Source organism: Burkholderia sp. BKH01, assembly GCF_025685725.1.
Taxonomy (GTDB): domain Bacteria; phylum Pseudomonadota; class Gammaproteobacteria; order Burkholderiales; family Burkholderiaceae; genus Burkholderia; species Burkholderia pyrrocinia_C.
In genome coordinates, this window is sequence record NZ_JAOTQT010000026.1 from 38,437 (window position 1) to 51,944 (window position 13,508).

The 13,508-nt window shown below is 65.2% G+C and carries 13 protein-coding genes; 7 read left to right on the plus strand and 6 right to left on the minus strand.

The features are described from left to right. Positions 1 to 329: 329 nt before the first annotated feature. Complete coding sequence (locus OEJ37_RS28270) at positions 330 to 971, plus strand: carbonic anhydrase (protein ID WP_174418224.1); 642 nt, start codon at positions 330 to 332, stop codon at positions 969 to 971. A gap of 40 nt (positions 972 to 1,011) precedes the next feature. Then, positions 1,012 to 2,562, plus strand: a complete 1,551-nt coding sequence (locus OEJ37_RS28275; RefSeq protein WP_263347724.1) for a SulP family inorganic anion transporter — start codon at positions 1,012 to 1,014, stop codon at positions 2,560 to 2,562. 110 nt (positions 2,563 to 2,672) lie between these two features. On the opposite strand, the gene OEJ37_RS28280 is transcribed toward OEJ37_RS28275, so the two are convergent. The 6 genes from OEJ37_RS28280 to OEJ37_RS28305 all read right to left on the minus strand — a co-directional run bounded on the left by OEJ37_RS28280 (position 2,673) and on the right by OEJ37_RS28305 (position 9,680). Continuing rightward, on the minus strand, positions 2,673 to 4,217 hold the full coding sequence (locus tag OEJ37_RS28280; protein WP_174418222.1) for a 2-isopropylmalate synthase: 1,545 nt from the start codon (positions 4,215 to 4,217) through the stop codon (positions 2,673 to 2,675). A 313-nt stretch (positions 4,218 to 4,530) separates the two neighbouring features. After that, a complete protein-coding gene (pssA, locus tag OEJ37_RS28285; protein ID WP_111016497.1) occupies positions 4,531 to 5,403 on the minus strand; it encodes a CDP-diacylglycerol--serine O-phosphatidyltransferase in 873 nt (290 codons plus the stop codon). Between the two features lie 16 nt (positions 5,404 to 5,419). Next, positions 5,420 to 6,064, minus strand: a complete 645-nt coding sequence (locus OEJ37_RS28290; protein ID WP_152856384.1) for a phosphatidylserine decarboxylase — start codon at positions 6,062 to 6,064, stop codon at positions 5,420 to 5,422. Between the two features lie 127 nt (positions 6,065 to 6,191). After that, the gene (ilvC, locus tag OEJ37_RS28295) at positions 6,192 to 7,208 is read right to left on the minus strand and encodes a ketol-acid reductoisomerase (RefSeq protein WP_047898620.1); all 1,017 of its coding nucleotides are present in this window, start codon (positions 7,206 to 7,208) and stop codon (positions 6,192 to 6,194) included. A 104-nt stretch (positions 7,209 to 7,312) separates the two neighbouring features. After that, positions 7,313 to 7,804, minus strand: coding sequence for an acetolactate synthase small subunit (gene ilvN, locus OEJ37_RS28300; protein WP_006750445.1), 492 nt, complete (start codon positions 7,802 to 7,804; stop codon positions 7,313 to 7,315). Between the two features lie 112 nt (positions 7,805 to 7,916). Next, positions 7,917 to 9,680, minus strand: coding sequence for an acetolactate synthase 3 catalytic subunit (locus tag OEJ37_RS28305; protein WP_105390977.1), 1,764 nt, complete (start codon positions 9,678 to 9,680; stop codon positions 7,917 to 7,919). Between the two features lie 355 nt (positions 9,681 to 10,035). On the opposite strand from OEJ37_RS28305, the gene OEJ37_RS28310 reads away from it, so the two are divergent. From OEJ37_RS28310 to OEJ37_RS28330, 5 genes are all read left to right on the plus strand, one after another. After that, on the plus strand, positions 10,036 to 10,599 hold the full coding sequence (locus OEJ37_RS28310) for an RNA polymerase sigma factor (protein WP_174418221.1): 564 nt from the start codon (positions 10,036 to 10,038) through the stop codon (positions 10,597 to 10,599). Beyond that, a complete protein-coding gene (locus OEJ37_RS28315; RefSeq protein WP_174418220.1) occupies positions 10,596 to 11,021 on the plus strand; it encodes a DUF3619 family protein in 426 nt (141 codons plus the stop codon). The genes OEJ37_RS28310 and OEJ37_RS28315 overlap by 4 nt, the downstream gene beginning before the upstream one ends. A gap of 26 nt (positions 11,022 to 11,047) precedes the next feature. After that, a complete protein-coding gene (locus tag OEJ37_RS28320; RefSeq protein ID WP_174418219.1) occupies positions 11,048 to 11,806 on the plus strand; it encodes a DUF3106 domain-containing protein in 759 nt (252 codons plus the stop codon). A gap of 6 nt (positions 11,807 to 11,812) precedes the next feature. Beyond that, complete coding sequence (locus tag OEJ37_RS28325; RefSeq protein ID WP_174418218.1) at positions 11,813 to 12,319, plus strand: RDD family protein; 507 nt, start codon at positions 11,813 to 11,815, stop codon at positions 12,317 to 12,319. Between the two features lie 225 nt (positions 12,320 to 12,544). Beyond that, positions 12,545 to 13,483, plus strand: a complete 939-nt coding sequence (locus tag OEJ37_RS28330; RefSeq protein ID WP_174418217.1) for a UDP-2,3-diacylglucosamine diphosphatase — start codon at positions 12,545 to 12,547, stop codon at positions 13,481 to 13,483. Positions 13,484 to 13,508: the final 25 nt, after the last annotated feature.

A 13,508-nucleotide genomic window follows, 5' to 3' on the forward strand; every position in this document is an offset into this window, starting at 1 on the left:
CGTGAATGGCCGCTCCTTTTTTCCGCCACCCGATTAATTCAGGAAATACGGCGGAAATCTTTTCCGATCGATGACAGTTCGATGGCGGCACGCTGAAATCCCCGCCATACGGGCCTGTGCGTGGAAACAGGCATGTGCAATGCATGTCATGCGTTGGGTTGGTGCATGCGATGCACTACACCAAACCAATTTGAAACAATTTGTTTCAATGCCCCGCAGTGCTAGGGCATACCCCTAATATCGGTCGAAATTCAACCTTTCAAATTAGAAAGAATTCCATTGCGCCATTTCGGTCGATATTTATTTGCCTTTGTCATAAAGGAGTCCTCATGAACCGCCCCAAGAGCATGCTGGTCGCCAACATCGCGTGGGCCCGCGAAACGCGCGAACACACGCCCGGCTTTTTCGACGCGCTCGCGCGCGGCCAGAATCCGCGCGTGCTGTGGATCGGCTGCTCGGACAGCCGCGTGCCCGCCGAAACCATCACGCACTGCGCGCCCGGCGAGCTGTTCGTCCATCGCAACATCGCGAACCTGTTCCATCCCGACGACGACAATTCCGCCAGCGTGCTCGAGTACGCGGTGCGTGTACTGCAGGTCGACCACGTGATCGTGTGCGGACACTACGGGTGCGGCGGCGTGCGCGCGTCGCTGCTGCCGCCGCCGTCCGAGCTGCCGCACGTCGCGCGCCGCATCGCACCGCTCTGCGCGCTCGCGCGGCGCCATCGCGACACGCTCGACGGACTCGACGACACGGCCGCCGCGGACCGCCTCGCCGAGCTGAACGTGCTCGAACAGGTGCGGCTGCTGCGCGCGTCGCCGATCGTGCGCGGCCGGGAACGGCCGCCGCTCGTGCACGGCTGGATCTTTTCGCTCGCCGACGGCCGCCTGCAGGAACTCGATTCCGGCTACGCCACATTGCCCGCCGACGTCGAGCCCGTGCAAGCCGCAACGACCGCCGCGCTCGGCTGACTCATCCCCCGTCCCCTACGCCAATGAAATCGCCCCAACCATGAAACTGAACGAGCGCCTGTCCACCCTGCCGCGCGACATCGTCGCCGGCATCGTCGTTTTCCTCGTCGCGCTGCCGCTCTGTCTCGGTATCGCGAATGCGTCCGGCGTCGAGCCGTTCGCCGGGCTCGTGTCCGGTATCGTCGGCGGTATCGTCGTCGCGCTGCTGAGCGGCTCGTCGCTGTCCGTCAGCGGGCCGGCCGCCGGCCTCGTCGTGATCGTCGTCGAAGGGATCGCGCAACTCGGCAGCTTCTCCGCATTCCTGCTCGCGGTGCTGCTGTCCGGCGTGCTGCAGTTCGGGTTCGGCATGCTGCGCGCCGGCCGTTTCGCCGCCTACGTGCCGTCGCCCGTCATCAAGGGCATGCTCGCCGCGATCGGCCTGCTGCTGATCGTGAAGCAGATTCCGTTCGCGTTCGGCATCGGCGGCTCGGGCGCGCAATCGTTTGCGAACTGGCCGGGCCTGCCCGTCGCGTGGGCCGCCACGGCCATCGCGCTCGCATCGCTCGCGCTGCTGATCGCGTGGGACACGCCCGCGCTGCGCCGCTTCGCGCTGGTGCGTTCGGTGCCCGCGCCGCTCGCGGTCGTCGTGCTGGGCATCGGCGCGACGCTCGTGCTGGGCTTCGTCGCGCCGTCGATCGCGCCGGGCGCCGCCCATCGCGTGACGCTGCCCGAACTCGGATCGTTCGCGGCCTTCGCGGCATCGCTCAAGCACGCGGAGCTCGGCCCGAATTTCGCACAACTCGTCAATCCTGACGTGTGGCGTGTCGCGATCACGCTCGCGGTCGTCGCGAGCCTCGAGACGCTGCTGAGCCTCGAAGCGGTCGAGCAGATCGACCCGAAGCGCCGGCCCACCCAGCCCGACCGTGAACTGAAGGCCCAAGGCGTCGGCAATCTCGTCGCGGGCGCGTTCGGCGGCCTGCCGATCACGTCGGTGATCGTGCGCAGCTCGGTCAACGTCAATGCGGGCGCGCAAAGCCGGATGTCGGCGATCGTCCACGGGATGCTGCTGCTCGCGAGCGTGTTCGCGCTCACCGGCCTGATCAACCTGATCCCGCTCGCGAGCCTCGCCGCGATCCTGATCCACACCGGCTTCAAGCTCGCGAAACCGGCGCTGTTCCGCTCGGTGATGAAGCAGGGGCCGGCCGCGTTCGTGCCGTTCGCCGCAACGATCGCCGGCGTACTCGCGGTCGACCTGCTGTTCGGCATCGCGCTTGGCCTCGCATGCAGCGTGCTGGCGGTCGCCGTCGCGAACCTGAAGAGCCCCGTCACGCTCGCTCAGCACGACGATCACTTCCTGCTGTCGTTCCGCAAGGACGTGTCGTTTCTCGGCAAGGTGCAGGTCAAGCACCACCTGCGGCACATTCCGGACCGGGCGGCGGTCATCATCGACGCGACGCGCGCCGACTACATCGATCACGACGTGCTCGAACTGCTCGACGCGTTCGTCGCCGATGCACCGCGGCGCGGGATCGCGGTCGAGTTCCGCCGACGCAACCCGGCGCCCCGCCCGGCTGCGCGCCGCTGGCTGTTCCGCACACCGGCCGCCGAATGAGCGGTAGATGAAAAAACACCCCAAAGGTCGGATCAAATTCCAACTTTTGGGGTGCAGTTCAGCGGCGCAGGGCCGCACGGGGCGTTTCGGTGATGCGCTGCGCGCGGCGCTTACGAGCGCTGCGGGTTGACCTTGTCGTCCTTCGAATGCAGCTTGTTCAGCGCGGAGATGTACGCCTTGGCGGACGCGGCGACGATGTCCGGATCGGTGCCGACGCCGTTGACGATCCGCCCGCTCTTCGACAGCCGGACGGTCACTTCGCCCTGCGCCTGCGTGCCGGTCGTGATTGCGTTCACCGAGTACAGCAGCAGTTCGGACCCGCTGCCGACTTCGCCCTCGATCGCGTTGAACGTCGCGTCGACCGGACCGTTGCCGCGCGCCTCGCCGGTCACTTCCTTGCCTTCGACCGCGAACACGATTTTCGCCTGCGGCTGCTCGCCCGTTTCCGAACGCTGCGACAGCGACACGAACTTGAAGTGTTCCTGCTCGTGCGCGAATGCCGATTCCTCGGACACGATCGCGATGATGTCCTCGTCGAAGATCTCGGCCTTGCGGTCGGCCAGATCCTTGAAGCGCATGAACGCGGCGTTCAGTTCCGCTTCGCTGTCGAGCGATACGCCAAGCTCCTGCAGGCGCTGCTTGAACGCGTTGCGGCCCGACAGCTTGCCGAGCACGATCTTGTTCGCGGACCAGCCCACGTCTTCCGCTCGCATGATCTCGTAGGTGTCGCGCGCCTTCAGCACGCCGTCCTGGTGGATGCCCGACGCGTGCGCGAACGCGTTCGCACCGACCACCGCCTTGTTCGGCTGCACGACGAAACCGGTGATCTGCGACACGAGCTTCGACGTCGGCACGATCTGCGTGGTGTCGATGCCGACGTCGAGGCCGAAGTAATCCTTGCGCGTCTTCACGGCCATCACGATTTCTTCGAGCGACGTATTGCCCGCGCGTTCGCCGAGACCGTTGATCGTGCACTCGACCTGACGCGCACCGCCGATCTTCACGCCCGCGAGCGAGTTCGCGACGGCCATCCCGAGGTCGTTATGGCAGTGCACCGAGAAGATCGCCTTGTCCGAGTTCGGAATGCGCTCGCGCAACGTCTTCACGAGGTTGCCGTAGAGTTCCGGCACGCCGTAGCCGACGGTGTCGGCGATGTTGATCGTCGTCGCGCCTTCGGCGATCACGGCTTCCAGCACGCGGCACAGGAAATCCATGTCGGAGCGGCTGCCGTCTTCCGGCGAGAATTCGACGTTGTCGGTGAACTTGCGCGCGAAACGCACCGCGAGGCGCGCCTGCTCGAACACCTGGTCGGGCGTCATCCGCAGCTTCTTCTCCATGTGCAGCGGCGACGTCGCGATGAACGTGTGGATCCGGAAGCTGTTGGCCGGCTTCAGCGCGTCGGCCGCGCGCTGGATGTCCTTGTCGTTGGCCCGCGCCAGCGAACAGATCGTGCTGTCCTTCACGAGACCGGCGATCGCGTGGATCGCGTCGAAATCGCCGTTCGAGCTGGCCGCGAAACCGGCCTCGATCACGTCGACCTTCATCCGCTCGAGGTTTTTCGCGATGCGGATTTTCTCTTCCTTCGTCATCGACGCACCGGGCGATTGCTCGCCGTCACGTAACGTCGTATCGAAAATGATCAGCTTGTCTGTCATGGGGGGGCTCCAGGGCTCTTTATACGGAAGTCAAACGTAACGAGATCGCGCCACCGCTGGCGACGCTCAACAACAGACGAGGCTTGACGGAGGGCGAGAACGGTCAGCGCGGCAGGCGCGCCAAAGCTAGCGCGCGTAGCGGCGCACCGGCTAGAAGGAGGGGGAGGCGGGGAAATGCAGTCATGCCGAAGACTATAGCGGCATTCCGTTGGGTGCGCAATCGGACGGCACCCGGGAGTCCGGTGGCCCGGCTTGAAAAAGGGGCAAATGAAAACGGCGGCCCCGAGGCCGCCGTTTCCGGGCAGATCGCGTGTCAGTGATCGCGCTGCGACGAGCGCGCCGGATTCGCGCGCCCGCGGATCGCCATGTAGGCCCAGAACACGTAGCCGGACAACCCGTACAGCACGAACAGGCAGAACAGCATCAGCGGCGGGTCGGACGACACGAGCACGAACGCGACGACAACCAGCAGGATCGCCGCGAACGGCACGCGGTGCCGCACGTCGAGCGCCTTGCCGCTGTAGAACGGCGCGTTCGACACCATCGTCACGCCCGCGTAGATCGTCAGCACGAACGCAACCCACGGCAGCCAGCCGAGCTTCATCGGCACGCGGTTGTCGGTCGCGAGCCACACGAAACCCGCGATCAGCGCGGCGGCGGCCGGGCTCGGCAACCCCTGGAAGAAGCGTTTGTCGACGACGCCGATGTTCGTATTGAAGCGCGCGAGGCGCAGCGCGGCGCCCGAGCAGTAGACGAACGCGGCGAGCCAGCCCCAACGGCCGAGATCCTTCAGCACCCACTCGTACATCACGAGCGCGGGCGCAACGCCGAACGACACCATGTCCGACAGGCTGTCGAACTGCTCGCCGAACGCGCTCTGCGTGTGCGTCATGCGCGCGACGCGCCCGTCCATCCCGTCGAGCACCATCGCGACGAAAATCGCGATCGCGGCGATCTCGAAACGCACGTTCATCGCCTGCACGACCGCGAAAAAACCGCAGAACAGCGCGGCGGTCGTGAACGCGTTCGGCAGCAGGTAGATGCCGCGCGTCTTCAGGAACCGCTGGCGCGAAGCGCGGCGGCTCTCGATGGGCACCGGATCGGGTGCCATCCCCTTGTTGCGGCGGAACGGGCGTGGCGTCTGGCTGGAGCCGTTGCGCGACCGGCGCGGTTTGAATGCGGCCATCGTGGCGTCCCGCCGCTTACTGTTCGAGCTCGGCGAGGATCGTCGACGACGCGTAGACCTTCTCGCCGATCGACACCTTCGCGCGGCTGCCGATCGGCAGGTACACGTCGACGCGCGAACCGAAGCGGATGAAACCGTAGCGCTGGCCGCGCGACAGCGGCTCGCCGGCGCGCACGTAGCAGAGAATCCGACGGGCGACGAGGCCCGCGATCTGCACGGCGGTGACGGTCTTGCCGCTCGCCGTCTGGATCACGACCGCGTTGCGCTCGTTCTCGGTCGACGCCTTGTCGATCGCCGCGTTCAGGAACGCGCCCGGGAAGTACTCGACCTTGGTGATCGCGCCATCGACCGGCGAACGCTGCGAATGGACGTTGAAGACATTCATGAACACGCTGATCTTCAGCGCTTCGCGGTTCGCGTACGGGTCCTGCGCGGTCTCGACCGCGACGATGCGGCCGTCCGCCGGGCACAGCACCGCGTTCGGCTGCGCCGGGATCGGGCGCTGCGGATCGCGGAAGAACTGGACGACGAAGGCGAGCAGCAGCCAGAACGGCCACGCGAAGCCGAAGCCCCCGACGGCATGGATCAACAGCGCGATGACGGCAGCAATCGCGATGAACGGCCAGCCTTCGCGCGCGATGATCGGATGAGGATAGTTCATGGATTCGTTCTGTGTTCGGTGAATTGCAAAGCCCGTAGCATAACAAAAGCCGCCCGGGGCACTGCTGCCTTCGGACGGCTTTTTGATGCCGACCCTCCACTCGAAGGGCCGGAACAGCACGCGGTGCTTAGTTCTTCGTCTGGTCGACGAGCTTGTTCTTCGCGATCCACGGCATCATCGCGCGCAGCTTCGCGCCGACCTGCTCGATCTGGTGCTCGGCCGTCAGGCGGCGGCGCGACTGCAGCGTCGGAGCGCCTGCCTTGTTCTCGAGAATGAAGCTCTTTGCGTACTCGCCCGTCTGGATGTCGGTCAGGCACTGCTTCATCGCCTTCTTCGTCTCTTCCGTGACAACGCGCGGGCCCGTCACGTACTCGCCGTACTCGGCGTTGTTCGAGATCGAGTAGTTCATGTTCGCGATGCCGCCTTCGTAGATCAGGTCGACGATCAGCTTCAGTTCGTGCAGGCACTCGAAGTACGCCATTTCCGGCGCGTAGCCTGCTTCGACCAGCGTCTCGAAGCCTGCCTTGATCAGCTCGACGGTACCGCCGCACAGCACGGCCTGCTCGCCGAACAGGTCGGTTTCGGTTTCTTCACGGAAGTTCGTCTCGATGATGCCGGCACGGCCGCCGCCGTTCGCTGCCGCGTACGACAGCGCGATGTCGCGTGCCGCGCCCGACTTGTTCTGCGCAACCGCGATCAGGTGCGGCACGCCGCCGCCTTGCGAGTACGTGCCGCGCACGGTGTGGCCCGGTGCCTTCGGCGCGATCATGATCACGTCGAGGTCGGCGCGCGGGATCACCTGGCCGTAGTGGACGTTGAAGCCGTGTGCGAACGCGAGCGCCGCGCCCTGCTTGATGTTCGCGTGCACTTCCTTCGCGTACACGTCGGCGATCTGCTCGTCCGGCAGCAGCATCATCACGACGTCCGCGCCCTTCACCGCTTCCGCGACTTCCTTGACCGACAGGCCGGCGTTTTCGGCCTTGCTCCACGACGCGCCGCCCTTGCGCAGGCCGACCGTCACGTTCACGCCGCTTTCCTTCAGGTTCAGCGCGTGTGCATGGCCTTGCGAGCCGTAGCCGATGATCGTGACTTGCTTGCCCTTGATGAGGGAGAGGTCAGCGTCTTTGTCGTAGAAAACGTTCATGATGGTTCCTTCGCTAATTCAAAAAATTCAACAATTCGTTCGGATGGAGTACTGCGGGCCGGGACATGACGGCGCACCCGGCGTGCCTCTTTGGCATTTCGGCATCACACCTTCAGGATGCGCTCGCCGCGTCCGATGCCGGAGCTGCCGGTACGCACGGTCTCGAGGATCGCGCTCGCGTCCAGCCCCTGGATGAATGCGTCGAGCTTGTCGCTCGCGCCCGTCAATTCGATCGTGTAGGTCTTTTCGGTCACGTCGATGATGCGGCCGCGGAAAATGTCCGACATCCGCTTCATTTCTTCGCGCTCCTTGCCCACTGCACGTACCTTGATCAGCATCAGCTCGCGTTCGATGTGTGCACCGTCGGTCAGGTCCACCACTTTCACCACCTCGATCAGGCGGTTCAGATGCTTCGTGATCTGTTCGATCACGTCGTCGGAGCCAATGGAAACGATGGTGAGCCGCGACAGCGATTGGTCTTCGGTCGGCGCCACCGTCAAGGTTTCGATGTTGTAGCCGCGTGCGGAAAACAGACCGACCACGCGCGACAGCGCGCCCGGTTCGTTCTCCAGCAGGACGGAAATGATGTGTCTCATGTTCGCTTCTTCCAGAATGTGTCCGTGTCGATTCGCTCGCGCCGCGCGCCGCCGCGTGCCGCACCACCCTTCGTGAAGGTGGCCGCATCGGGCTCAAGCGCGCGTCGCGCCGTTACAGATCTTCCGATCCGAGCAGCATCTCGGTGATGCCCTTGCCGGCCTGTACCATCGGCCAGACGTTTTCGGTCGGATCGGTCTGGAAGTCGAGAAACACGGTGCGATCCTTCAGGCGCAGCGCTTCCTTCAGCGCCGGCTCCACATCCGAGGTCTTTTCGATCCGCATGCCGACATGGCCATACGCTTCGGCGAGCTTCACGAAATCGGGCAGCGCATCCATGTACGAATGCGAATAGCGCTTGCTGTATTCGATCTGCTGCCATTGGCGGACCATGCCGAGGTAGCGGTTGTTCAGCGAAATGATCTTCACGGGCGTGTCGTACTGCAGGCAGGTCGACAGTTCCTGGATGCACATCTGGATCGAGCCTTCGCCCGTGATGCACAGCACGTCGTCGTCCGGGTGCGCCATCTTGACGCCCATCGCTGCCGGCAGGCCGAAGCCCATCGTGCCGAGGCCGCCGGAGTTGATCCAGCGACGCGGCTTGTTGAAGCGGTAGAACTGCGCGGCCCACATCTGGTGCTGGCCGACGTCCGAGCACACGAACGCATTGCCGTCCGTCAGCTCCCACGCCTTCTCGACCACGTACTGCGGCTTGATGATCTCGCTTTCGCGGTCGAACTTCAGGCAGTCCTTCGAGCGCCAGCCCTCGATGTCTTTCCACCATTGCGCGAGCGCCTCGGTGTCGGGGCCGTGCTCGGCCGTCTGCAGCTGCTCGATCAGTTCCTTCAGCACTTCCTTCACGTCGCCGACGATCGGGATATCGACCTTCACGCGCTTCGAGATCGACGACGGGTCGATGTCGATGTGGATGATCTTGCGCGGACGCGACGCGAAGTGCGCCGGGTCGCCGATCACGCGGTCGTCGAAGCGGGCACCGATCGCGATCAGCACGTCGCAGTGCTGCATCGCCATGTTCGCTTCGTAGGTGCCGTGCATGCCGAGCATGCCGAGGAATTTCTTGTCCGACGCGCGATAGCCGCCGAGGCCCATCAGCGTGTTCGTGACCGGGTAGCCGAGCAGGTCCGCGAACTGGTTCAGTTCGCGCGACGCGTCGGCGAGAATGATGCCGCCGCCCGTATAGATGTAGGGACGCTTCGCCGTCAGCAGCAGCGACACGGCCTTTCGGATCTGGCCCGAATGGCCTTTCGTGACGGGATTGTACGAACGCAGCGACACGCTCTTGACCGGCTCGTACTGGCACGGCGTCTTCGAGATGTCCTTCGGGATGTCGATCAGCACCGGGCCCGGACGGCCGGTGCGGGCGATATAGAACGCCTTCTTGACGGTTTCCGCGAGGTCGCGCACGTCCTTCACGAGGAAGTTGTGCTTCACGCACGGACGCGTGATGCCGACCGTGTCGCATTCCTGGAATGCATCCTGGCCGATCGCGGCAGTCGGCACCTGGCCGCTGATCACGACCATCGGGATCGAATCCATGTATGCCGTCGCGATGCCGGTCACCGCGTTGGTGACGCCGGGGCCCGACGTCACGAGGCAGACGCCGACATTACCGGTGGAACGCGCATAGGCATCGGCTGCGTGTACGGCCGCCTGTTCGTGGCGCACCAGCACGTGCTGAATCTTGTCCTGCTTGTACAGCTCGTCGTAGATATAGAGAACCGAGCCGCCGGGGTAGCCCCAGATGAATTCGACGTTCTCGTCGGCCAGTGCCTTCATGAGCACGGTGGCGCCGATGGAGTCGCTATCGGGAGGGGAAAGGGGTTCCGACGTGGAGAATTCCGCGCTGGGCATGTTCATTTCGACCTTTCGAATTTTCGGCAAAAAATTGATCGGGTGCTCTCTGCCGGGCTTGTGGCTCGGGTTCAAGCGGCGCGTCCAGTTTGAAGGGCGGGCTTCTTGGGCCAGCCTCAAATGAGACCATCACTTCATGTTGCGAATCGTTGACGATAGCGGGTCGTGATTGGGTCGTCAAGTAAAATATCCCGCAGCGCATCATGCGAGCCGCCCGGCACCCCGCCGCCGCGGCTCGCGCGCAACGCGCGGCGCCCAATCCGGTGCCAAGCGGCGCGAAAATTTGTTAGCATCCGCGGGTTTTACGAAATTTTTCGACCTTTTACACCACGCAGCGGCCCGCAGCGCATACCTTCACGGAATGGCATCAGACAAGGAACTCGCCGACTTTCTGGCGGGCGTCGAAAGGCGCGCGTTCAAGCAGGCTGCGTACGCGGTGCGTGACGACGATGCGTCGCTCGACATCGTGCAGGACGCGATGATCAAGCTGGCCGAGAAATACGGCGACCGGCCGGCGGCCGAGCTGCCGCTGCTTTTTCAGCGGATCCTGCAGAACACGATCCACGACTGGTTCCGCCGGCAGAAAGTCCGCAATACATGGGTCACGCTCTTCTCGTCGCTGAACAACACCGACGACGAAGACTTCGACCCGCTCGAAACGCTCGAATCCGCGGACAATAACGCGGGCGTCGAGAGCAGCGAGCACCGCCTCGAGAGAGAGCAGGTTCTGGCCCTGATCGACGAAGAAATCCAGAAACTTCCAGCGCGTCAACGGGAAGCGTTCCTGATGCGTTATTGGGAAGATATGGATGTCGCCGAGACTGCCGCCGCAATGGGGTGCTCCGAAGGCAGTGTCAAGACGCACTGCTCACGAGCCACCCATACCCTGGCGCAAGCGCTCAAGGCCAAAGGAATCACGCTATGAGCTCCGCTCCCGCAAACCGAGAACACGAATTCGCGCTGAAGGTGCGCCGCGCGCTGGACGAGCGCGCGACCGCACTGCCTGCCGCGACCACCGATCGGCTGGCCGTCGCCCGCCGGGCTGCGCTCGCGCGCAAGAAGCCCGAGGCCGCGACCGCGCCGGTGTTCGTGCCGGCCTTCGCCGGCGCGGCCGGCGCCTACGGCCCGGCGCCCACGAGCCGCCCGCAAGCGTCGTTCGCGCGCCGCCTGCTGCGTGCGTGGCCGCTCGCGCTGCTGCTCGCGGGGCTCATCGGCATCGCGTACTGGGAAGACATGCAGCGCACCGCCGAGCTCGCCGACATCGACGCGGCGATGCTCAGCGACGACCTGCCGCTCAACGCGTATCTCGATCACGGGTTCAACGCGTATCTTTCGCGCGCTCACTAACAGACAATAACGAGGGGATCGCACGGGTGAGTCAGAAGCGCGGCCTGGCCGTATTTTTCGGATGCGTGATCGCGATCGCCGTTTCCTACGTCGCCACGTATTCGCGATTCCACCCGCCCCCCGCGACGACCGCCGCCGCGGCCAGCAGCCCTGCCGCGCCCGCATCGGCCACGACCGGGCTGACCACCGACCTCCCGCCGCTGCCTCTGCCGCTGCCGGCCGCCACCGGCCCGCTGTCGTGGGCGCGCCTCACGCCGGCGCAACACGCGGCACTCGCGCCGTTCGCCGACCAGTGGGACGGCTTCAGCGACGCTCGCAAGCGCAAATGGCTGAAAATCGCATCGCGTTTCGCGAAGTTGACACCCGATGATCAAAAGCGCCTGCAGGACCGGATGTCCGAATGGGCGCGGATGACGCCCGAGCAGCGCCGCGTCGCGCGCGAGAACTACCAGAGCGCGAAGGAGCTTTCCGCGCAGGCGCGCGAGCGCGCGTGGAAGGCCTACCAGCAACTCCCGGAGGAGCAGAAGGAACGTCTCGCCGCGGCCGAGCGCCGCCGCCGGCCAAGCGTCGTCAGCGCGCCTCCGACCGTCGCCGACCGTGACGTCCGCCGTCTCGTCAATTCGCACGAGCACCCGGCAAGCGGTACGGCCGCCGCACCGGCGCCCGCCTCGACCGGCGCCGCCGCGCCGGTGCCCGCGTCGTCGACGGCCGGCGCCGCGTCGGTGCCCGCTGCGGTGGCACCGGTGTCGCCCGCCGACGCGCCTTCGCTGTTCAAGGGCTCCTGAGCGGCCGTGGCGAACGCTCGCGCGCCCGAGACTCCGGCCGCCGCGCCGTCCGTGCGGCGACGTCTCGCCGCGCTGCTCTACGAAGGCGTGCTGCTGTTCGGCGTCGTGTTCTTCGCGGGGCTCGCGTTCAGCCTCGCGACACAACAGCGCAACGGCCTCGTCCATCACAACCTGCTCGCCGCGTGGATCGCGCTCGTCGTCGGCGCGTACTTCGTCTGGTTCTGGACCCACGGCGGCCAGACGCTGCCGATGAAGACCTGGCGACTGCGGCTCGAATCGTCGAGCGGCCGGCCGCTGAGCGCCGGCCACGCGCTCGTGCGCTATGCGCTCGGCTGGCTGTGGTTCCTGCCACCGCTCGCACTGCATCCGCTTCTCGGTCTGTCGGTGCCCATCACGCTGGCGCTCACCGCCGCCTGGATCGTCGCGTGGGCCGGCGCCGCCCGGCTGCATGCCGGCCGCCAGTTTCCGCACGACCGGATCGCGCGCACGCGCGTCGTTGCCATGCCGCGTTGACGCGCCGCATTCGCCAGACGAAATCAGCTCATCCAAGCCTTTCCCGCCTCGCCTGACACGCGTGCCAGACAATCGCCGACCGTTCGGTACGGCAGATTACGCAATGCCCGTTCATTCACTGCTAAACACGCTGCATAGGTCGTAATAAGAACGTCTCGTGACTGTCATGGCACAGTCACGCCCGCATGGCGGAATGCCGGTAATGTCAACCGGCGCGAGTCATGCATGGGCCAGAAAACGTCCGCGACCTCACTGTTCCGTCACCCGCTCGGCGCTCGCGCCGCCACCGCTTTCCTGTCCGGCGCGGCCGCAACCGATGGCCTGGCGTCGCAAGAACCGCCTGCCGCGCACACCACGCGGCACGACGACCCCGACCCGTCCGCGCATCGCTACCGCACCATCTGGCTGTCCGACATCCACCTCGGCTCGAGCGGATGCCAGGCACCGTACCTGCTCGACTTCCTGCGTCACAACGATTCGGAATACCTGTACCTCGTCGGCGACATCATCGACGGCTGGCAGTTGAAGAAAGGCTGGTACTGGCCGCAGGCGCACAACGACGTCGTGCAGAAGATCCTGCGCAAGGCGCGCAAGGGCACGCAGGTCGTCTACATCCCAGGCAACCACGACGAAGGCGCGCGGCAGTTCTGCGACCTCGCGTTCGGCGACATCCAGGTGCGCGGCGAGGCGTTCCACACGACGCTCGCGGGCAAACGTTTGTGGATCGTGCACGGCGACCTGTTCGACGGCGTGATCCAGCACGCGAAATGGCTCGCGTACCTCGGCGACACGCTCTACACGCTGATCCTCGTGCTGAACCGCTGGTTCAACCGGATCCGCAGCCGGCTCGGCTTCCAATACTGGTCGCTGTCGCAGTACCTGAAGCATCAGGTGAAGAACGCGGTCAACTTCATCTCGCAGTTCGAGACCGTGATGACCGACGAGGCGCGCCGCCGCGGCTGCGACGGCGTCGTGTGCGGCCACATCCACAAGGCCGAGATCCGCGATATCGACGGCGTGCTGTACTGCAACGACGGCGACTGGGTCGAAAGCCTGTCCGCGCTCGTCGAAACGATGGAAGGCGAACTGAAGATCGTCTACTGGACGGTGATGCGCACCGCGCCGTCGGAGACCACGTCGCGCAAGGCCAGAGCCACTGCCTGACACAACCATACTTACAGGACAATGC

Bases quoted from the DNA above. Each gene is read 5' to 3' on its own strand.
- pssA (WP_111016497.1), bottom strand. From the start codon at position 5,403: ATGGCCGCATTCAAACCGCGCCGGTCGCGCAACGGCTCCAGCCAGACG.
- ilvC (WP_047898620.1), bottom strand. From the start codon at position 7,208: ATGAACGTTTTCTACGACAAAGACGCTGACCTCTCCCTCATCAAGGGC.
- OEJ37_RS28290 (WP_152856384.1), bottom strand. From the start codon at position 6,064: ATGAACTATCCTCATCCGATCATCGCGCGCGAAGGCTGGCCGTTCATC.
- OEJ37_RS28275 (WP_263347724.1), top strand. From the start codon at position 1,012: ATGAAACTGAACGAGCGCCTGTCCACCCTGCCGCGCGACATCGTCGCC.
- OEJ37_RS28305 (WP_105390977.1), bottom strand. From the start codon at position 9,680: ATGAACATGCCCAGCGCGGAATTCTCCACGTCGGAACCCCTTTCCCCT.
- OEJ37_RS28315 (WP_174418220.1), top strand. From the start codon at position 10,596: ATGAGCTCCGCTCCCGCAAACCGAGAACACGAATTCGCGCTGAAGGTG.
- OEJ37_RS28330 (WP_174418217.1), top strand. From the start codon at position 12,545: ATGGGCCAGAAAACGTCCGCGACCTCACTGTTCCGTCACCCGCTCGGC.
- ilvN (WP_006750445.1), bottom strand. From the start codon at position 7,804: ATGAGACACATCATTTCCGTCCTGCTGGAGAACGAACCGGGCGCGCTG.
- OEJ37_RS28310 (WP_174418221.1), top strand. From the start codon at position 10,036: ATGGCATCAGACAAGGAACTCGCCGACTTTCTGGCGGGCGTCGAAAGG.
- OEJ37_RS28270 (WP_174418224.1), top strand. From the start codon at position 330: ATGAACCGCCCCAAGAGCATGCTGGTCGCCAACATCGCGTGGGCCCGC.
- OEJ37_RS28280 (WP_174418222.1), bottom strand. From the start codon at position 4,217: ATGACAGACAAGCTGATCATTTTCGATACGACGTTACGTGACGGCGAG.